General features: G+C 74.2%; 18 protein-coding genes. 7 read left to right on the forward strand and 11 right to left on the reverse strand.

The genetic code is table 11. The features are described from left to right. Window positions 1-239 precede the first annotated feature (239 nt). Both ACZLMO_RS10065 and ACZLMO_RS10070 read left to right on the forward strand, forming a co-directional pair. Entirely contained in the window at window positions 240-818 is a 579-nt protein-coding gene (locus tag ACZLMO_RS10065; protein WP_425713004.1) for a TetR/AcrR family transcriptional regulator, read from the forward strand. A gap of 10 nt (window positions 819-828) precedes the next feature. Continuing rightward, window positions 829-2,034: a MalY/PatB family protein gene (locus tag ACZLMO_RS10070; protein WP_425713003.1), complete on the forward strand. Its 1,206-nt coding sequence runs from the start codon at window positions 829-831 to the stop codon at window positions 2,032-2,034. Window positions 2,035-2,180: 146 nt separating this feature from the next. Here ACZLMO_RS10070 and ACZLMO_RS10075 read toward each other — a convergent pair whose 3' ends face one another. The 3 genes from ACZLMO_RS10075 to ACZLMO_RS10085 form a co-directional block, all read right to left on the reverse strand. Beyond that, a complete protein-coding gene (locus ACZLMO_RS10075) occupies window positions 2,181-3,812 on the reverse strand; it encodes a ribonuclease J (protein WP_463653751.1) in 1,632 nt (543 codons plus the stop codon). 85 nt (window positions 3,813-3,897) lie between these two features. Beyond that, window positions 3,898-4,647 carry an ABC transporter permease gene (locus ACZLMO_RS10080; protein WP_463653667.1) on the reverse strand — a complete coding sequence of 250 codons (750 nt, stop codon included), beginning with the start codon at window positions 4,645-4,647 and terminating at the stop codon, window positions 3,898-3,900. Beyond that, window positions 4,644-5,609, reverse strand: a complete 966-nt coding sequence (locus tag ACZLMO_RS10085) for an ABC transporter ATP-binding protein (protein WP_463653668.1) — start codon at window positions 5,607-5,609, stop codon at window positions 4,644-4,646. Before ACZLMO_RS10085 ends, ACZLMO_RS10080 begins: the two co-directional genes overlap by 4 nt. 88 nt (window positions 5,610-5,697) lie before the next feature. On the opposite strand from ACZLMO_RS10085, the gene ACZLMO_RS10090 reads away from it, so the two are divergent. Together ACZLMO_RS10090 and ACZLMO_RS10095 are read left to right on the forward strand one after the other, a co-directional pair. Further along, the gene (locus tag ACZLMO_RS10090) at window positions 5,698-6,255 is read left to right on the forward strand and encodes a TetR/AcrR family transcriptional regulator (RefSeq protein ID WP_463653669.1); all 558 of its coding nucleotides are present in this window, start codon (window positions 5,698-5,700) and stop codon (window positions 6,253-6,255) included. A gap of 102 nt (window positions 6,256-6,357) precedes the next feature. Continuing rightward, on the forward strand, window positions 6,358-7,173 hold the full coding sequence (locus tag ACZLMO_RS10095) for a mycofactocin-coupled SDR family oxidoreductase (protein WP_463653670.1): 816 nt from the start codon (window positions 6,358-6,360) through the stop codon (window positions 7,171-7,173). A gap of 84 nt (window positions 7,174-7,257) precedes the next feature. Here ACZLMO_RS10095 and dapA read toward each other — a convergent pair whose 3' ends face one another. Continuing rightward, window positions 7,258-8,160: a 4-hydroxy-tetrahydrodipicolinate synthase gene (dapA, locus tag ACZLMO_RS10100; protein WP_463653752.1), complete on the reverse strand. Its 903-nt coding sequence runs from the start codon at window positions 8,158-8,160 to the stop codon at window positions 7,258-7,260. A gap of 75 nt (window positions 8,161-8,235) precedes the next feature. Between dapA and ACZLMO_RS10105 the strand changes: the two genes are divergently transcribed. Beyond that, window positions 8,236-9,027, forward strand: a complete 792-nt coding sequence (locus ACZLMO_RS10105; protein WP_463653671.1) for a protein kinase family protein — start codon at window positions 8,236-8,238, stop codon at window positions 9,025-9,027. A gap of 170 nt (window positions 9,028-9,197) precedes the next feature. After that, the gene (locus ACZLMO_RS10110) at window positions 9,198-10,013 is read left to right on the forward strand and encodes a GNAT family N-acetyltransferase (RefSeq protein ID WP_463653672.1); all 816 of its coding nucleotides are present in this window, start codon (window positions 9,198-9,200) and stop codon (window positions 10,011-10,013) included. Window positions 10,014-10,116: 103 nt separating this feature from the next. On the opposite strand, the gene dapB is transcribed toward ACZLMO_RS10110, so the two are convergent. The 7 genes from dapB to ACZLMO_RS10145 all read right to left on the reverse strand — a co-directional run bounded on the left by dapB (window position 10,117) and on the right by ACZLMO_RS10145 (window position 18,768). Then, complete coding sequence (gene dapB / locus ACZLMO_RS10115) at window positions 10,117-10,899, reverse strand: 4-hydroxy-tetrahydrodipicolinate reductase (protein ID WP_463653673.1); 783 nt, start codon at window positions 10,897-10,899, stop codon at window positions 10,117-10,119. 43 nt (window positions 10,900-10,942) lie between these two features. Further along, entirely contained in the window at window positions 10,943-11,434 is a 492-nt protein-coding gene (locus ACZLMO_RS10120) for an OsmC family protein (protein WP_463653674.1), read from the reverse strand. Between the two features lie 215 nt (window positions 11,435-11,649). Continuing rightward, complete coding sequence (locus ACZLMO_RS10125) at window positions 11,650-13,413, reverse strand: M16 family metallopeptidase (protein ID WP_463653675.1); 1,764 nt, start codon at window positions 13,411-13,413, stop codon at window positions 11,650-11,652. Window positions 13,414-13,719: 306 nt separating this feature from the next. Further along, complete coding sequence (locus ACZLMO_RS10130; RefSeq protein WP_463653676.1) at window positions 13,720-16,071, reverse strand: polyribonucleotide nucleotidyltransferase; 2,352 nt, start codon at window positions 16,069-16,071, stop codon at window positions 13,720-13,722. Between the two features lie 210 nt (window positions 16,072-16,281). Beyond that, complete coding sequence (gene rpsO, locus ACZLMO_RS10135; protein WP_425712990.1) at window positions 16,282-16,551, reverse strand: 30S ribosomal protein S15; 270 nt, start codon at window positions 16,549-16,551, stop codon at window positions 16,282-16,284. A gap of 208 nt (window positions 16,552-16,759) precedes the next feature. Next, a complete protein-coding gene (locus ACZLMO_RS10140) occupies window positions 16,760-17,398 on the reverse strand; it encodes a response regulator (protein WP_463653677.1) in 639 nt (212 codons plus the stop codon). After that, window positions 17,395-18,768 (reverse strand): sensor histidine kinase, encoded by a 1,374-nt coding sequence (locus ACZLMO_RS10145; protein WP_463653678.1) that lies wholly within the window; start codon window positions 18,766-18,768, stop codon window positions 17,395-17,397. The genes ACZLMO_RS10140 and ACZLMO_RS10145 overlap by 4 nt, the downstream gene beginning before the upstream one ends. Window positions 18,769-18,948: 180 nt before the next feature. On the opposite strand from ACZLMO_RS10145, the gene ACZLMO_RS10150 reads away from it, so the two are divergent. Continuing rightward, a complete protein-coding gene (locus tag ACZLMO_RS10150) occupies window positions 18,949-20,082 on the forward strand; it encodes an ABC transporter permease (RefSeq protein WP_463653679.1) in 1,134 nt (377 codons plus the stop codon). Window positions 20,083-20,135 lie beyond the last annotated feature (53 nt).

Below are 20,135 nucleotides of genomic sequence, written 5' to 3' on the forward strand. Positions count from 1 at the left end.
GGCGCGTGGGACGCGCCGGCGAGGAGGACGCACCGCGTGCCGCCGGGGCCGGCCGTGAGGGGGAAGTCGCACGGGTAGCCATCGGGGGCCACGATAGCCGCCGGAACGCGCGGGGCCCGAGAGATGCGCGCCGGGCCGCCCCGGATCACACCGTTCCTGCTCCCGGCGCCCGCGTGCACGGATCGACCTCCCCGCCCGGTCGGCCCGCGCGCCGGCGCCCACCGACCTACCCTGCGTCCATGCCTCGGCCACGCCCCTACGACGACGCGCTCCGGAACGACCTGCTCGAGGCCGCCGGGCGAGCGTTGTCGGAGGGCGGCGAGCTCGCGGTCTCGATCCGCGCGGTGGCGGCCCAGGCGGGCACGACGACGGCGGGCGTGTACGCCCTGTTCGGCTCGCGCGACAGCCTCATCGAGGAGGTGGCGGCGCGGGGGCTCGAGGAGTTCCGGGCGCACATCGAGGCCCGGCCCGTCCACGACGACCCCCGCGAGGACATCCGGGAGCTCTTTCTCGCCTACCGGCGCGCGGCCCTCGACATGCCGCACATGTACCGGGCGTTCGGCGTGGTGGCGGCCCGGCGCGGCGACCTCGACCTGTCCGGCGTCAACGGTCTGCGCTCGACCCTGCGTGCCGTGCGCCGGCTCAGCCCGCCGGACGCGCCGAAGGACGAGGTCTTCGAGACCGCGGTCACCGTCTGCGCGTTCGTCCACGGTCTGGTCATGTTCGAGATCGACCGGGTGATCATCGGCAGCGAGGAGGACAATGTGGCGAGGTTCGAGCGTGCGCTCGACACCATCGCACCGTTGGCCGACCGATGAGGAGTGACGCGTGACTGTGGGACGGACGACCGCCGGGACGAGCCCGACGACGACGAACGACGCGGCCACCGCCGGGCACGCCGCCGAGGTCGCCGCGCTGCGGGCGCTGCGCGGACGCGTCTCGTGGCAGCCGGACGCCGAGGCGTACGGCTCGTTCATCGCCGAGTCCGACCTCGGCACGGCCCCGGCGGTCGTCGAGGCCCTGCACCGGGCGGTGGACGCCCAGCTGTTCGGCTACCTCTCGCCCGGGCTCATCGCCGACTGCGTCGAGGCGACCGCGGCCTTCCGCACGCGCCAGCACGGCGTCGAGATCGACCCCGACCAGGTCCGCCTGCTGCCCGACGTCCTGTCCGCGATGCACGAGCTCATCCGGCGCCTGCCCGCCGGCGCCCGCGTCGTGCTGCCCACGCCCGCCTACCCGATGTTCTTCGCCGTCGCCGAGCGGCGGGACGTCGAGCTGGTCGAGGTCCCGATGACCCGCGACGGGGCGAGCCACGTCCTCGACCTCGACGCGATCTGGGCCACGCTCAGGCCCGGCGACCTGTTCGTCCTGTGCAACCCCCAGAACCCGACCGGCCGCGTGCACACGCGCGCCGAGCTCGAGGCGCTGGCCGAGGTCGTCGACAGGAGCGGCGCGACGGTGTTCGCGGACGAGATCCACGCCTCGCTCGTGCGCCCCGGTCACGTGCACGTCCCGTACGCGAGCCTCTCCCCCGTGGCGGCGGCGCACTCGGTGACGGCCACCTCGGCGTCGAAGTCGTTCAACCTGCCGGGGCTGAGGTGCGCCCAGCTGATCGCCTCGACCCCCGAGGCGGCGCGCGGATGGGACACCCACGCGGCGCACCTGCCCAAGGAGTGCTCGACGCCGGGCGTCCTCGCGGTGACCGCGGCCTACACCGACGCCGACGACTGGCTCGCCGGCCTCAACGCGACGATCGACTCGCGGCACGACCTGCTCGCCCGGCTCGTCGCCGAGCGGCTGCCCGAGGCCGTCGTCGCCCCGGCCGAGGGCACCTACCTCGGGTGGGTCGACCTGCGCGCCTACGGCCTCGGCGACTCCCCCGCCCTCCGGCTGCGCGAGCACGGAGTGCTGCCGGGCGACGGTCCGAGCTTCGGCGTCGCCGCGGCCGGCCACGTCCGGCTCACCCTGGCCACCAGCGAGGCGATCCTCACCGAGATCGTCGACCGCATCGCGACGGCCTGCCTGCCGCGCTGACAGCCCCGCTCGTCGTCGAGATTGCGGTTGGTGCTCGTCGAGATTGCGGTTGGTGCTCGTCGAGATTGCGGTTGGGGCCCCAACCGCAATCTCGATGAACCCGGCCCTTCGTCGTCGGGGCCCGAGACGGGCCCCGACGCGGCGGCTCAGACCTCGACGACCGTCGGCAGGATCATCGGCGAGCGGCGCAGGCGGCGCGACGCCCAGCGGCCCACCACGCGGCGCATGGCCTGCTGCATCTGGTGCGTGTCGGCGTTCCCGCGGCCGGCGACCTCCTCGAGGGCGGCCGTGACGTCGGGGAGGATGTCGTCGAACACGCCGGCGTCCTCGGCCATGCCGCGCGCCTCGATGTCCGGCCCGGCGACCACGGTGCCGTGCTGGCGGTCGACGACGGCGAAGATCGAGATGAAGCCCTCCTCGCCGAGGATCCGCCGGTCCTTGAGCTCGGTCTCGGTGACCTCACCGACCGAGCTGCCGTCGACGTAGACGTACCCGCACTCGACGGCGCCGGCGATCCGCGCGCGCCCGTCGGCGAGGTCGACCACGACGCCGTCCTCGGCGAGCACGACCCGCTCGGCGGGCAGCCCGGTGCGGACGGCGAGCGCCCCGTTGGCCACGAGGTGGCGGATCTCGCCGTGCACGGGCATGACGTTCTTCGGCCGCACGATGTTGTAGCAGTACAGGAGCTCGCCGGCGGAGGCGTGCCCGGAGACGTGCACCTTGGCGTTGGACTGGTGGACGACCTTCGCTCCGAGGCGCATGAGCCCGTTGATCACCCGGAACACGGAGTTCTCGTTGCCCGGGATGAGGGAGGACGCGAAGATCACGGTGTCGCCGGGACCGACGTCGACCTTGTGGTTGCGGTTGGCGATCCGGGACAGGGCCGCCATCGGCTCGCCCTGCGACCCCGTGGCCATGAGCACGCGGTCCTGCGGCGGGATCGAGTCGATGTTCTTCTGGTCGATGAGCACCCCGGGCGGGACCGTGAGGTAGCCGAGGTCGGCGGCGATGCCCATGTTGCGCACCATCGAGCGGCCGATGAGGGCGACCTTGCGGCGGTGGAGGGCGGCGGCGTCGAGGACCTGCTGGACGCGGTGGACGTGGCTGGCGAACGAGGCCACGACGATCTGGCCCTCGGCCTGCCCGAACACCTGGTCGAGCACGCCGCCGATGTCCCGCTCGTTGGCGGTGAACCCAGGGACCTCGGCGTTCGTCGAGTCCGTCATGAACAGGTCGACGCCCTCGGTCCCGAGCCGCGCGAAGGCGCGCAGGTCGGTGATCCGACCGTCGAGCGGGAGCTGGTCCATCTTGAAGTCGCCGGTGTGCAGGACGGAGCCGGCGCCGGTGCGGATCATCACGGCCAGCGCGTCGGGGATCGAGTGGTTGACGGCGACGAACTCGAGGTCGAACGGGCCCTTGGTCACCCGCTCGTCCTCGGCGACGACCTCGAGGACCGGCGTGAGGCGGTGCTCGCGCAGCTTGGCCTCGATGAAGGCCAGCGTGAGGCGCGAGCCGAGCAGCGGGATGTCCTTGCGCAGGCGCAGGAGGTACGGCACGGCGCCGATGTGGTCCTCGTGGCCGTGCGTGAGGACCACGCCCACGACGTCGTCCATCCGGTCCTCGATGTAGCCGAAGTCCGGGAGGATGACGTCGACGCCGGGCTGGTGCTCCTCGGGGAACAGGACGCCGCAGTCGACGATCAGCAGCTTGCCGTCGTACTCGAAGACGGTCATGTTGCGGCCGACCTCGCCGAGCCCGCCCAGGGGCACGATGCGCATGGTGCCCTTCGCGAGGGCGGGGGGCGTGGACAGCTCAGGATGGGGATTGCTCACGGGGTCATCCTCCCACTCTCCGCGCCCGACCTCAGTCCGTTCGCCTGCGGAGCGTCAGCGTGCCGAGCAGGAGGACGACGACGGCGAAGCCCCCGACCACCGCGAGGTCGGCCCACGTGCCCTCGGCGACCGCGCCCGACGTGCCCGAACGCACCCCGTTCATCGCGTCCACCGCGTAGGACATCGGCAGGACGTCGGAGACCAGCTCCGCGGCCCGCGGCATCGCGTCGCGCGGCACGAACAGCCCGCACAGCAGCATCTGCGGGAAGATGAGCGCCGGCATGAACTGGACGGCCTGGAACTCGGTGCGCGCGAACGCGGAGACGGACAGCCCGAGCGCGGTGCCGAGAAAGGCGTCGACGAGCGCGACGACGACGAGCGCCCAGAGCGGTCCGCCGACGTCGAGCCCGAGGAGCCCCACCGACAGCGCGATGACGAGCCCGGCCTGGACGACGCAGACGGTGAGGAACGCGACCGCGTAACCGAGGAGGAGGTCGCCCCGGCCCGTGGGCATGGCGAGGAGGCGCTCGAGGGTGCCGGCGGTGCGCTCGCGGAGCATCGTCACGGACGTCACGACGAACATGACGACGAACGGCATGATCGCGATGAGGGCCGGGCCGAGGCGCTGGAAGGTGGTCCCGTCCCCGACCTCGCCGAACACCCACCACAGGAGGGTGAGCAGGAGGCACGGGACGAGCAGCATGAGGGCGACCGTGCGCGGGTCGCGCCGCAGCTGGGCGAGCACCCGGCGGGCGACGGCGAACATGGTCCTCGGTGTCATGCCGCCGCCTCCTCGACGAGCGCGAGGAAGGCGTCCTCGACCGACCGGGTGCCCGTGCGCTCGAGGAGGTCGGCGGGGGTCCCGGTCGCGAGGAGGCGACCGTCGCGCACGAGGGCGATGCGGTCGCACCGCTCCGCCTCGTCCATCACGTGGCTCGAGACGAGGACGCCGGCGCCCCCGGCCGCGAGCTCGGCGAAGGTGGCCCACAGCGAGCGGCGCAGGACCGGGTCCAGCCCGACGGTCGGCTCGTCGAGGACGAGCACCGGCGGCTGCGCGAGCAGAGCGGTGGCGAGCGAGACCCGGCCGCGCTGCCCGCCGGACATCGAGCCCACGACCTGGTCGGCCGCGCCGGTGAGGTCGACGGCCGCGAGCGCCTGGTCGACGGCGGCCTCGCCCACGCCCAGCACGGACGCGAAGAACGCGAGGTTCTCCCCCGCCGTGATGTCGTCGTAGACGGACGGCGCCTGGGTGACGTAGCCGACCCGGCCCCGCACGGCGGCGCTCCCGGCGGGCCGGCCGAGCACGGTCAGGTGCCCCGTGACGCGCCGCTGCACGCCGACGACCGCCCGCATGAGCGTCGACTTCCCGCCGCCCGAGGGGCCGAGCAGGCCGAGGATCTCGCCGGCGCGCAGCTCGAGGTCGATCCCGCGCAGCACCTCGCGGCCGCCCCTGGTCACCGAGACGCCTCGGGCCTCGACGACGACGTCGCCCGGCGCCGGCCGCCCGTGTCCTGATCCTGCGGGAGCTCCCGGACCGCGCGCCGCTCCCGCGTCCGCCGCTCCCGCGTCCGCCGCTCCCGCGTCCGCCGCTCCCGCGTCCGCCGCTCCCTCGTCTGCCGCTCCCTCGTCTGCCGCTCTCTCGTCCGTCGGCCCGTCGTCCGTCGGCCCGTCGTCCGTCGGCCCGTCGTCCGCCGCACCTCCGCGCACCGGCCCCGCGACCCCGCGTTCCACGTGCCTGCCCATCGCGCACCTCCCGTCGATCAACAACTGTTGATCCGAACGTACTCGCGGGGCCGCGTTCGGTCAACACGCGTTGACGTACGATCGGGGCATGGCCCGCCGCACCGCCGAGGAGAACCGCGAGAGGATCCGCGCCGCCGCGCGGGAGCTCTTCGCCGAGCAGGGGTACGACCGCGCGACGATCCGGGCGATCGCCACGCGCGCCGGGGTCGACCCCGCCGTCGTCATCCGCAGCTTCGGGTCGAAGGAGGACCTGTTCGCGGCGACCGTCGACGTCGAGCTGCGCATCGGCGCCGACGACCTGCCGGCGGACCTCGACGGGGTCGGGGAGTTCATCGCCCGCAACTTCCTGCGGCGATGGGAGCAGGACGACGTCCTCGTCGTCCTCGTGCGCTCCGCCGTGGCCCACGAGCCGGCCCGCGCGCGGCTCGTCGACGTGATGTCCGCCCAGGTAGTCCCGCTGCTCGTCCGCCTCGGCGTCCCCGAGGGCGAGGCACGGCTCCGGGCGAGCCTGGTGGCCACCCAGGTGATCGGGCTCGCCATGGTCCGGCTCGTCGCGCGGGTGGAGCCGCTCGCGTCGGCGGACCGCGACGACGTCGTGCGCTGGCTCGCCCCCACCTTCCAGCGCTACGTCACCGGCGAACTCTGAGCCGAGGACGAAACGGCACCCCGTGCCTCAATACCCGGGCTAGCGTGTGAGACACCTTCCGGGCGGCTCGCACCCGGTCGACGACGACATCGGAGGAACGCCATGGGCATGCTGGACGGCAAGGTCGCGGTCATCACGGGCGGAGGACGCGGTCAGGGCCGCTCCCACGCGATCGAGCTCGCGAAGGAGGGGGCGGACATCGTCATCGCCGACATCGGCGCGCCGATCGAGGGGCTGACCTACGGCCTCGCGACCGAGGAGGACATCGCGGAGACCGTCCGGCAGGTCGAGGCGCTCGACCGCCGCATCGTCGGCGTGACCGCGGACGTCCGCAGCACCGAGGACATGCAGCGCGTCGCCGACGCGGCGATCGAGACCTTCGGCCGGATCGACATCGTGCTCGCCAACGCCGCCGTCCACCAGGTCCTGCCCGACACCTACACGATCGCCGACGACGACTGGCAGCGGATGATCGACGTCAACCTCACCGGCGTCTTCAAGACCGTGCGGGCGATGATCCCGCACCTCGTCGACGGCGGCGGGGGCTCGATCGTCATCACGTCGTCGACGGACGGCCTGCGGGCCTCGCCGTCGTGGGGCCACTACGGCGCGGCCAAGGCCGGCATCATCTCGCTGGCGAAGACGCTCGCGGTCGAGCTCGCGCCGGAGCACGTGCGCGTCAACGTCGTCGTCCCGACCGGGGTCAACTCGCCGATGGCGGAGGCGCTGATGGACAGCGTGCCGAAGACGCTCGAGCGGTGGGGCTTCGCCACCGACCGCGCGAACCTCATGCGGGAGGTCGGCGTCATCGAGCCGGTCGACGTCTCGAACGCCATCGTCTACCTCGTGTCCGACAAGGCGCGGTACGTCACCGGGATCACGCTCCCGGTCGACGCCGGGTACACGGTCAAGCACTGACCACGGCTCCCCGGGCGAGCGGCCGGGGCACAGTCAGCGGGGCCGGGGCGCGCCTTCTCGCGCGCCCCGGCCCCGTCGCCTCGATCAGGAGCCGAGGTACCCCTCGGCCTCGAGCACGGCGCGGAGCTCGGCGACCTCGTCCTCGGTGGCCGCCACGAGCGGCAGCCGCACCGTGGGGTCGGGGATGCGGCCGAGCAGGTGGCTCGCGTGCTTCGACATGACGGCCCCCTGCCCGGTGCCCATGAGGGCGGCGACGACCGGCTTGAGGCGGGCGGCGACGGCGCGCGCACCGGGCAGGTCCCCGGCGTCGACCTCCCGGACCATCTCGACGTAGCTGGCGGCGGCGACGTGGCCGACCACCGAGACGACCCCGGACGCGCCGTGGGCGAGCCAGGCGAAGTTGAGCGCGTCGTCGCCGGAGTAGTACTCGAGCCCGGTGCGGGACATCGTCTCGAAGCCCGCCGGGACGTCGCCCGTGGCGTCCTTGACGGCGAGGATCTGCGGGTGCTCCGCGAGGCGGTCGAGCGTGGCCTCCTCGAGTCGGACGCCCGTGCGGCCGGGGATGTCGTAGACCATGACCGGCAGGTCGGTCGCCTCGGTGACGGCCACGATGTGCTGGTAGACGCCCTCCTGGGAGGGGCGGTTGTAGTACGGCGCCACGACGAGCAGGCCCTGCGCACCGGAGCGCGCCGCCCCCTCGGCGATCCGCACCGCGTGGGCGGTGTCGTTCGACCCGGCGCCGCCGATGATCATCACGCGGTCCCCCACGGCGTCGACCACCGCGGACACGAGGGCGTCCTTCTCGGGCTGGTGCGTCGTCGGGGACTCGCCCGTCGTGCCGTTGAGGACGAGGGCGTCGCAGCCGTCGTCGACGAGGGCGGTGGCGAGGGCGACGGCGGAGTCGACGTCGATCTCTCCGTCCGCGGTGAACGGCGTCGCCATCGCGACGGACACTGAGCCGAAGCTGCGCGAGGGGTGGTACGGCATCGTCATGCTGGCACGGTACCCGCGCCGTCCGGCGCGCGGCGGGAGCGCTCGACGGCGGGGCGCTACCGTGCCGGGGTGGACGAGGAGGTTCCGCTCACGGGCGGCGACGTGTCGGTAGGCGTCGTGCGCGTCGGGAGGACGGTACGACGCCCGGTCGGCCCCCACTCACCGCTCGTCCACGCCGCACTCACCCACCTCGAGGCCGTCGGGTTCGACGGTGCCCCGCGGCTGCACGGCGTCGACGACCGTGGGCGCGAGATCCTCGACTTCGTCGACGGCGAGGTGGCGGGACGACCGTGGCCGGCGTGGGTGGCGGACGAGGAGCGGGGCGTGAGCGTGGCCCGCCTCGTGCGGCGGCTCGACGACGCGATGCTCCCCCTCGGCCTCCCGGACCTGGCTCCGGCGCCGGTCCTCCCGGGGCCGGACCTCGGCCCCGCGACGTTCCTCGGGCACCGGGACGTCACCCCGGAGAACGTCGTCTTCACGGACGGGCGGGCGTCCGCGCTCATCGACTTCGACCTCGTTGCGCCGGTACGGCCGGTCGACGAGGTGGTCAACCTGCTCCTGTGGTGGGCGGCATGGATGCCGGTCGACGACCGCGCGGAGGCCGTGCGGGAGGTCGACGCCGCGCAGCGGGGACGGGTGCTCGTCGACGCGTACGGCCTCGGCGAGGAACGAGCGGGGCTCGTCGAGGTGGCGATCGCGACGGCGGAGCGATCGCACGTGGTGATGCACGACCGCGCCGTGCGGCTCGGGGGCGGCTGGGCGCGGATGTGGTTCGAGGAGGACGTCGGGTCGAAGATCCTGCGGCGCGCCGACTGGCTCCGGGCGCACGCGGACGAGCTGTCGGCGGCGCTCACGCGCTGATCCGGCGCGGGGGTGGGCGGGGCGGAGGCCCGGGGGTGCGACGCGGAGGCGCGCGGGTGCGGGGCGGAGGCCCGGGGGTGCGACGCGGAGGCGCGCGGGTGCGGGACGGAGGCGCGGTGGTGCGGCGCTCGGGTGCCGGCACCGCCCCCTCGTCTGCCTAGGCTGGTCGGGTGAGCGACCACCACGACGACGTCCTGTCCTCCCTCGCGGCCGGCCGCACGCCCGAGGGCCTGCCGACGACGTCCCGCGGGGGTCCCGACGTCTCCGTGCGCCCCACGCTGGCGGGCGACGCCGACGCGCTCGGCGCGATCCACGCCACCACCATGCGCGCCGCCCTGGCCGTGGGCGCCGGGATCGACGCCGACGACGACGCGCTCGCCGTCATCGCCGCGGGCGACCTCGGCCTGGCCTGGGCCGACGCCGCCGCCGTGACCGAGCCGGGGCACCACGTGCTCACGGCGCTCGACGGCACCGAGATAGTCGGACTCGCTGCGATCGCCCCGGTCGCGCCCGCCACCGACGAGGAGGCCGAGCAGCTCGCGCCCCCCGCATCCGCCGAGAGTGCGGCTCGGGCCGAGGACGCTGGTCGATCTCGTGTCGAGAGTGCGGCTCAGGTCGGCGACGCGACGCCGGCTGCGCCCTCCGGCCACGCCACGCCCGCCGACCACGCCGCTCCTACCGACGACGCCGCGCCCTCCGAGCCTCTCGACGCGGCACGGCGCGGGACGCTGCTGGAGATCCTCGCCCTCGAGATCCGCCCGGGCGACGAGCGCGTGGGGCACGGCTCCCGGCTGCTCGCGGCCTGTGCGGACCTCGCGCGCGACTCGGGTGCGACGGCGCTCGCGACCTGGGTGGTGCGCGGCGACGAGCCGCGTCAACGCTTCCTCGACACGGCGGGCTTCGCGCCGACCGGTCGTCGTCGGGAGATCCCCGTCGGCAGCGCCGAGGCCGTCCAGGACGAGTGGTGGGCCTCGCTCGGCGAGTAGCCGACCACCCCGCGAACCCTGCCGCCGGCCGACCCTCGGGGCCTGACGCCCCGCGCGGTCCGCCCGCCACCGGCAGACCGGTAGCCCCGACGAGCCCGACCTCTCAGAGGTCGAGCAGCGCGTCCAGGCCGCGGGTGAGCCCGGGCCGTCCACCGATCTGGCGCACGGCCAGCAGCACGCCGGGCATGAAGCTCGCCCGGTCGAACGAGTCGGTCCGGATGGTCAGCTGCTCGCCGGGGTTGCCGAGGAGGACCTCCTCGTGCGCGACGAGACCGCGCAGCCGCACCGCGTGGACGTGCACGCCGTCGACGTCGGCACCCCGCGCGCCGTCCGGGTCGGTCTCGGTGGCGTCCGGGGAGTCGGCGACCCCCGCCTCGCGACGGGCGGCGGCGATGCCGCGCGCCGTCGTCAGCGCGGTGCCCGAGGGTGCGTCGACCTTGTCCGGGTGGTGCAGCTCGACCACCTCGACGGACTCGAAGAACGGCGCCGCCTGCCGGGCGAACGACATCGCGAGCACCGCCGAGAGCGCGAAGTTCGGCGCCACGAGCACGCCGAGGGGCTCCTCGCCCGCCGCGGTCCGGGACTCGTTGACCTCGTCCACGTACGTCGCGAGCTCGGCCAGCGCCTCGTCCGTCCACCCGGTGGTCCCGACGACAGCGTGGGCGCCGCCCGCGAGGATCGCGCGGACGTTGTCGCGGCTCACGCTCGGCACCGCGAACTCCACCGCGACGTCGGCGTCGGCCTCGCGAACCCCGGCCGTCACGTCGTCCCCGGCGTCGAGCTCGGCCACGACCTCGAGGTCGGCCGCGGCGCCGACGGCGCCCACGACGTTCTGTCCCATGCGTCCCGCGGCCCCGACGACCGCCACCCTGATCGACTCAGTCATGCCAGGCACGATACGAGGCCGGCGGACGTCGGGGGTCGCTCGCTCACGCAGCGGTGACGAACCAGTCCTCGTTGATCGTGAGGTTCGCGGCGCGGAACAGCCCGAGCGCCGGGCAGCGCCGGCTCGCAGCGGCCTTGAGCTCGGCCACCTGCTCCTCGGTCGCGGACGTCGTCAGGCGGACCGTGACGTCGACGACCTGGATGTTCGGCGCCACGTCCGCGGTGCCGAGGAACCCGCGGGTGTCGAGGTGGCCGTCGACGTCGATCTCGAGCGCGTCGAAGCTGATGCCGAGCTCGCCCGCGACGACCTCGACGACGACGGACAGGCAGCCGGCCGTGCCGCCGACGAACAGGTCCATCGGCGACGGCGCGAGGTCCGTACCGCCGATCGACTCCGGCTCACCGGTGGCGTACTCGAAGTGGCGCGACGTGAGGTCGGTGTGCAGCTTGCCGCGCCAGATGCCGCGCGCGGCCGGCACGGACTCGTGCTTCGCCGGGATGCCGGTGGTGGTGGCTGCGTCGATCGTCGTCGTCATGTCGTCTCCCTCGTGGATGCCTCCGGGCCGTCCGGCCCGGCTGCTGCCCACTCTCGCCAGAGCCGACGATCGCCCGCCCGCCCGACGCCGGACATCCCACCATCCGGACATCGGGCGGTACGGACGGGCCGGACGGACCGGGCGGGCCGGGCGGCCGCATCGTCGAGCCCCGCAGTCGGCCCGCTCGGTCGAGCAGTGCGGCCCCCGGGTCCGCCCTACCCGAGCAGGCCGTCCGCGGCGTCCGGGGCCACCGGTCCGACCACGGTGGCGGCGCGGTCGCCGGCGGCGATGAACGCGCACATGTCCGCCACCTCCTGCGCGGTCACGGCGTCGATGAGCTCGATCGTCGCGTCGACGCTCGTCAGCTCGCCACGGACGATCTCGGCGGAACCGAGGCGCGACATCCGCGCCCCGTTGTCCTCGAGCCCGAGCACGAGGCCGCCGCGCAGCTGCCCCTTGGCGCGGGCCAGCTCGGCCGCGGTCGGCCCGTCACCCGCGAGGTCCGCGAGGGTGCCGGCGAGCAGGGTCGCGACCTCTGGCACCGCGTCGGGCGCGCAGCCCGCGTACAGCCCCGCATACCCGGCCTCGGCGTAGGAGGTGGACCAGGCGTAGGTGCTGTAGGCGAGTCCCCGGCGCTCCCGGACCTCCTGGAACAGCCGCGAGCTCATGCCGCCGCCGAGGATGGTCGTGGCCAGGGCGAGGGCCCAGCGTCGCGGGTCGCCGGCCCGCAGCGCGGGGGCCCCGATGACGACGTGCGCCTGCTCGGTGGCGCGCACGACGGTGACGGCGCGGCTCGCGGCGGCGCTCCCGGGCTCGGCCTCGGTCCCGGCCGCCGATCCCGCCCCGGCCGCCGATCCCGCACCGGTCACGGCACCGGCACCCGCCCCGGCGTCGGCCACCCCGGGCCGCCCGCGCATCGGGTCGTGCGCGCTCCGGCGGGGGGCCGGCGCGGCCGCGGGGTCGAGCTCCCAGCCGCCGCGCTCGAGCAGGTCGGTCAGCCGCTCGCACAGCTCGTCGTGGTCGAGCGAACCGGCGGCGGTCAGGACGAGCTCGTCGGGGCGGTAGTAGGAGCGGTAGTGCTCGGCGACGACGTCGCGCGGCAGCGCGCGCACCGACTCGGGCGTGCCGCCGACGGGCCGACCGAGCGGGTGCGTCCCGAGGACCGCGGTGGCGAAGCGCTCGTGCGCGACGTCCTGCGCGTCGTCCTCCGCCGCGGCGAGCTCGTCGAGGATGACGCCCCGCTCGTTCTCCATCTCGGCCGGGTCGAGGGTGGCGGACGTGATCATGTCGCTGATGACTTCGAGCGCGAGCGGGGCATCCGTGTCGAGCACCCGCGCGTGGTAGCAGGTCGACTCCTGGCCGGTCGCCGCGTTGGACTCCCCACCGACGGCATCGAACGCCTCGGCGATGTCGAACGCGCTGCGTCGCTCCGTTCCCTTGAACAGCAGGTGCTCGAGGACGTGGGTGGAGCCGAAGTGCCCGCCGGTCTCGTCGCGGGCGCCGACGGCGATCCACGCCCCGAGCGCCACCGACCGCTGGCCCGGGACCTGCTCGGTGAGCACCCGCACGCCGCCGGGCAGGACCGAGCGGCGGGCGAGCGTGCCACCGGCCTCCCAGGTCAGCTCCGTGCCGGGCGAACCGGCGGGGGCGACGACGAGGGGCCGCGCGCCGGACTCCGCCGTGGACGGTCCGGCACCCCGTCGTCCGCCTCGGGCGTCACCGGCTCGGCCGTCGCTCCCCCGCGAGCCCGAGGAACGAGGGCCCCGGCCGTGGTGGGACCGGGTGTCGGTCGGGCGGGTGTCGGTGGGACGAGAGTTGGCGGGACCAGAGTCGGTCGGGCGGGAGCCGCGACCGGAGCGGTCGGCCGTCGGTCCGCCGTCGGCCGTCGGTCCGCCGTCGGTCGGTCGGTCGTCGGAAGTTCGGGCGTCGGAGCCGGCACGCGGGGCGTGGCCGGCGGAGATGCGAGGGTCGCTGGGCATCGATCAATCCTAGGTCGGCGGCCGCGGAACGGGGCCCCGGCCCACCCGCGAGCCGGGTCGGTCCGTGGACCGGGTGTCGCCGTCGTGCCGGGTTCCGACTTTCCCGCCGCCGCTCCCTGACATCTGGTCCCCGGCACGACGACGGGGGCCGGGCCCCGTAGGGCCCGACCCCCGGTCGGTACTCACGTCGTGCTCACTCGTCGAGCAGATGTCCGCTCACTCGCCAGGCATCGCCCGGCTCGTGGCGAACACTCCACTCCCCGCACTCGTGAGGAACGCTCCCCTCCTTCGTGCGGGGCAGTGCCCTCACTCGTCGGAGGAGTCGTTCTCCGAGCTGCGGGTCCGCGTGCGCGGGCGACGCTCGCGCGGCGCGCGCTCACGACGGGCCGGCTTCTCGGCGTCGTCCTGGGCACCGCCGTCGGGGTCGGACGAGGCGGAGGCGCCGTCGCCGGCCTGACCACCCTCGTCACCCTCGACCACGGCGTGCAGCGAGAGCTTGCCGCGCGGGTCGATCTCGGCGAGCTCGACCTGCACCTTGGCCCCGACCTGCAGGACCTCCTCGACGGAGTCGATGCGGCGGCCGCCGACGAGGCGCTTGACCTGCGAGATGTGCAGCAGGCCGTCCTTGCCGGGGGTCAGCGAGACGAACGCGCCGAACGACGTGGTCTTGACGACCGTGCCGACGAACCGCTCGCCGATCTCCGGCATCTGCGGGTTGGCGATCGAGTTGATGGCCTGGCGCGCCGCCTCGGCGGACGGGCCGTCGACCGCACCGATGAACACGGTGCCGTCGTCCTCGATCGAGATGTCCGCGCCGGTGTCCTCCTGGATCTGGTTGATCATCTTGCCCTTGGGGCCGATAACCTCGCCGATCTTGTCGACCGGGACCTGGACGGTGATGATGCGCGGCGCCGTCGGGGCCATCTCGTCCGGGGCGTCGATGGCCTCGTTCATCACGTCGAGGATGTAGAGGCGGGCGTCGCGGGCCTGGGTCAGCGCGCCGGTGAGCACGGAGGCCGGGAGGCCGTCGAGCTTCGTGTCGAGCTGGATGGCGGTGACGAGCTCGCGCGTGCCGGCGACCTTGAAGTCCATGTCGCCGTAGGCGTCCTCGGCGCCGAGGATGTCGGTCAGGGCCGCGAAGCGGGTCTCGCCGTCGACCTCGTCGGACATCAGGCCCATGGCGATGCCGGCGACCGGGGCGCGCAGCGGCACACCGGCGTTGAGCATGGCGAGGGTCGAGGCGCAGACCGAGCCCATCGACGTCGAACCGTTGGACCCGAGGGCCTCGGAGACCTGACGGATCGCGTAGGGGAACTCGGTGCGGCTCGGCAGCACCGGCACGAGCGCGCGCTCGGCGAGGGCGCCGTGCCCGATCTCGCGACGCTTCGGCGACCCCACGCGGCCGGTCTCACCGGTCGAGTAGGGCGGGAAGTTGTAGTGGTGCATGTAGCGCTTCTTGGTGACGGGCGACAGCGAGTCGATCTGCTGCTCCATCTTGAGCATGTTGAGCGTGGTGACCCCGAGGATCTGGGTCTCGCCGCGCTCGAACAGCGCCGAGCCGTGGACGCGGGGCAGGACCTCGACCTCGGCGGACAGGGTGCGGATGTCCTTGAGCCCGCGGCCGTCCATGCGGACGCCCTCGGTGAGCACGCGCGCACGCACGGCCTGCTTCGTGACGGACCGGTACGCGGCGGAGAGCTCCTTCTCGCGGCCCTCGAACTGCTCGCCGAGCGCCTCGAGCATCGCGTGGCGGATCTCCTCCTGGCGCGACTCGCGGTCGGCCTTGCCGGGGATCTGGATCGCCTGCGCGACGTCGTCGCGGACGTGGGCCTCGACGGCGGTGAAGGCGTCGTCGGCGTAGTCCGGGAAGAGCGGGAAGTCGCCGGTCGGCTTCGACGTGGTGGCGGCGAGCTCGGACTGGGCGTCGCACAGCGCGCCGATGAAGGTCTTCGCGGCCTCCAGGCCCTGCGAGACGACCTCCTCGGTCGGCTTCGTGGCGCCGGCGGCGACGAGGTCGAACACGTTGTCCGAGGCCTCGGCCTCGACCATCATGACGGCGATGTCGGCGCCGTCCTTGGTCTCCACGCGACGGCCGGCGACGACCATCGAGAAGACGGCGCGCTCGAGCTCGGAGTAGCGCGGGAACGCGACCCACGTGTCCTCCACCAGCGCGATGCGCACGGAGCCGATCGGGCCGGAGAAGGGCAGGCCGGCGATCTGGGTCGACATCGACGCGGCGTTCATCGCCACGACGTCGTAGGCGTCGTCCGGGTGGACGGCGAAGACGGTGCCGACGACCTGGATCTCGTTGCGCAGGCCCTTGACGAACGAGGGGCGCAGCGGGCGGTCGATGAGGCGGCAGGCGAGGATCGCGTCGGTCGACGGGCGGCCCTCGCGGCGGAAGAACGCACCGGGGATCTTGCCGGCGGCGTACTGGCGCTCCTCGATGTCGACGGTGAGCGGGAAGAAGTCGAAGTGGTCCTTGGGGTGCTTGCTCGCCGTCGTGGCGGACAGCACCATCGTCTCCTCGTCGAGGTAGGCGACGGCGGAGCCGGCGGCCTGGCGCGCGAGACGGCCGGTCTCGAAGCGCACGGTGCGCGTACCGAAGCGGCCGTTGTCGATGACGGCCTCGGCCGCGGTGATCTCGGGTCCCTCCATGGGGGCCTCCTTTGTCGGTCGTGCCGCGCCGACCTCCGACGGTCATCGATCGAGGCCCACGGACGGCGCTCGTGCGCTTCCGGAGGCCACTACCGAGGACCGGACGAACGGCCTGGTGCGGCGGTGTGCTGCGGTGGATTCAGTTGTCTCGCAGATCGGGTGGGTCGCAGATCGGCCCCGGTCCCCGTGAGGGGCCCGGGGCCGGTGACGTCAGCGGCGCAGGCCGATACGCGCGATGAGCGCGCGGTAGCGCTCGATGTCCTCCTCGGCGAGGTACGCGAGCAGACGCTTGCGCTGGCCGATGAGGAGCATGAGCCCACGACGCGAGTGGTGGTCGTGCTTGTGGCCCTTGAAGTGCTCGGTGAGGTCCTTGATCCGGCGCGAGAGCATCGCGACCTGGACCTCGGGGGAACCGGTGTCGCCCTCATGGGTCGCGTACTCGGCGATGATCTGCTGCTTGACGTCCTTCGAGAGGGCCATGTGTCTCCAGTTCGGTTCGTTGCACGGAGCTCCGGGGCATGTTCTCCCGGGCATGACGCGTCCGTGGCCGGCTTGACGGCAACGACCATCCTAGCAAGGAGGCCGCGCACAGCCGGGCCGGTCGGCGTGAGCCCGGCCACCAGCAGTCACCCCCGCAGCAGCCCCGGACCACCGGCGGCCGGGCCCGTCGGGCCCGCCGCACCATGCGTCACCCCCGCAGCAGCCCGCGCTCCCGGGCCCGCGCGACGGCCGCCGTCCGGCTCTCCACCCCGAGCTTGGCGTACACGTGCGCGAGGTGGGACTTCACGGTGGCGCGCGAGAGGAACAGCGCGGCGGCGATCTGGTCGTTCGACTCCCCCCGCGCGAGCCGGTCGACCACCTCGAGCTCGCGGGGCGTGAGCGCGGTGCCCGGCGAACGCATCCGGCCGACCAGCCGGTCCTGCACGGACGGGTCGAGGGCGGTGCGGCCCTGCGCGGCGGCCCGCACACCGGCCACGAGCTGCTCGGTCGGCGCGTCCTTGAGCAGATAGCCGACGGCACCCGCGTCGAGCGCGGCGAGGATGTCGGCCTCCGTGTCGTAGGTCGTCACCACGAGCACGGGCGGGCCGCCGGACGCGACCACCCGGCGCGTGACGGCGGCGCCGTCGGGCCGTCCCGCCCCGAGCTGAAGATCCATGAGCACGACGTCGACGCTCCGCCCGGCGGCCAGCACCTCGTCGAGCGCGTCCCCGTCCGGCACGTCGGCGACGACGTCGAGGTCCGGTTCGGCCTCGAGGACCGCGCGCAGGCCGGCGCGCACGACCGGATGGTCGTCGACGAGGACGATCCGGACCACCTGGTCGGTCACAGCGGCACCGCCGCCCCGATCGCGGTGCCGGAACCGGGCGCCGACTCCACGGTGAGCGACCCGCCGACGGCGCGCAACCGGTCCGCCATCCCGGCGAGGCCCCTCCCCCGGCCGTCGGCGCGGTCGTGGTCGTGGTCGTGGTCGTGGTCGTGGTCGACGGAGTCTGCGTTGGTGTCGGCGTCGGACGCCCGGCCGAGTTCCCCGGCGTCGAACGCGCGAGGCGGATCTGCGGCCCTGAGCACGCGCGCGGGATCGAACCCGGAGCCGTCGTCGACCACGTCGAGCGCGACGGAGTCGCCGAGGTAGGTGAGCGTGACGTGCGCCCGAGTCGCCTCCGCGTGCTCGACGGCGTTGGCGAGCGCCTGCTGGGCCACGCGCCACAGGGCCTGCTCGACCGCCCCCGGCAGGGGCCGCTCGTCGCCGGTGACGGTGACGTCGACCCGGACCCCGCTGCCGCGCGAGGTCTGCTCACCGAGGCGCGTGACGGCGTCGTGCAGGCCGGTGTCCACGAGCGGGGACGGGAGGTCACGGACGAAGGCGCGGGCCTCGGCGAGGTTGTCGCGGGCGGCGGTCCGCGCGGTGTCGACGAGATCGGTGGCCCGGCCGGTGTCGCCGGCGGCGAGCGCACCGTCGGCAGCACGCAGGACGAGCTCGATCGAGGCCAGGCCCTGGGCGAGGCTGTCATGGATCTCGCGCGCCAGGCGCTGCCGCTCGGCAGTCACCGCGGCGGCGCGCTCGCGCTCGGCGAGCACCTGCCGGGCGGCCACGAGGTCCTCGAGGAGCTCGCGACGCTGCTCGGCCTCCGCGAGGACCGCCCGGACGCCGAGGACCACGCCGACGCACACGGCGGCGCCGAGCACCGGCCCGAGCACGCCGCCGACCCCGGACCCGTGGCGTAGAACGCCGATGGTCACGGTGACCACCGTGGTGAGCGCGACCGCGACGATGCCGGCCGCGGCGGGCAGGACGTGCAGCTGGAGGAGGAAGACGGGGAACGCGAGCCAGATGCCCTCGACGCTCAGCACGCCCGCGGCGATCGCGAGCGCGGTGAGGACGCCCACCCAGGCGACCTGGGCCCACGGCCGGGGCGTCCGCGGCGGCCTCTTGTGCCCTCCTACGCGGGCAGGCGGGCCGACGCTGCCGTTCTCGACGGCGCGGTGGTTCTCTGTGGCTTGGGCGTGCCCACCGACGTTGACGACCGGGCCCAGCGCGAGCCGGCCCACGACGTGGACGAGGGCGAACGCGATGCCGAGGGGCGCGGCGCCCTCGCCCCGCCACACGACGAGCGCGGCGAGCACGAGCGCGAGCAGGTCGAGCCCGACCTGCATGGTGCGCGCGGCTCGCCGTCCGGGGGCGGGCGTGGCGGTCACCGGCCCACAGTACGGAGCGGGCGGGCCGTCCGGATCGGCCAAAGGGTGGAGGTCGGCGTGCACCTCGCGGCACCCGGAAGCGTCCACCACGGCCGATGTGGGACCGGGGCGGTCGGCGCGAGCCTGGGGTCCTCACCGACCCGGTGCCCCGCGCACCGCCCCACCATCCAAGGAGTCCCCGTGTTCGTCGCCTGGCGCGACCTTCGATTCGCCTCGGGACGCTTCGCCCTCATGACGGGCGTCGTCGTCCTCATCACCTTCCTCGTCACCTTCCTGTCCGCGCTCACCTCCGGGCTCGCCCGCGAGTCGACGTCCGCGATCGCCGACCTGCCGGCCGACCACCTCGCGTTCGGCTCCGGCGAGGAGCCGAGCTTCACGTCCTCGCAGGTCGACGCCGCGCAGCGGGAGGCGTTCACCGGCGCGGACGGCGTCGAGGCGGTCGACCCGCTCGGGGTCGCCACCACGCGGTCGGCGGTCGGCGGCACCACCGCGAGCGTCACGGTCCTCGGTGCCGAGCCAGGCGCGTCGGTCCTGCCCCAGGGTGTCGACCTCGCCGACGGCTCGACCTGGCTCTCGAGCGGCGCGGCCGAGGAGCTCGACGCCGCGGCCGGCGACACCCTCGCCGTCGCGGGCCAGGAGCTCGTCGTGGCCGGGGTAGCGGACGTGGACGCAAGCTTCTCCCACACGCCGGTCGTGTGGACGACGCTCGCGGACTGGCAGGCCGTCGGATCACCGTCGCGCGGCGGCGACGGCGGGACGAACGGCGGCGACGGCGGTGCGGGCGGCGGGACCGGCGGTCCCGCCGACAGCCGAGACGTCGCCACCGTCCTCGCCCTGACGACCTCGGGCGCCGACCTCGCGGCCCTCGACGCCGAGGCCGGGACCACGACGGTCTCGCGCGGCGACTCGCTCCAGGCCATCGGCTCGTACTCCTCGGAGAACGGCTCGCTGATGATGATGCAGGGCTTCCTCTACGCGATCTCGGCCCTCGTCGTCGGTTCGTTCTTCACCGTGTGGACGATCAGCCGGTCCGACGACGTCGCGGTCCTCAAGGCCCTCGGCGCCTCGACGGGCTACCTCATGCGCGACGCCCTCGGTCAGGCCGCCGTCGTCCTGCTCGCCGGGACCGTCCTCGGCTCCGGCCTCGCCACGGCCACGGCATGGGCGATCTCCGGGGTCATGCCGGTCGCCGTCGGATGGACGACCACCGTGCTGCCCGTCGCGATCCTCGTCGGCCTCGGCCTGCTCGGCGCCGGGCTCGCGCTGCGCCGCCTCGCGTCCGTCGATCCCCACGCGGCACTCAGCGCCTCCTGACGACCGAGTCTCCGCCACACGCGATCTCGCCCGCCGCCTCACTCCCCACCCGC

Source organism: Georgenia sp. G2120 (assembly GCF_055326485.1).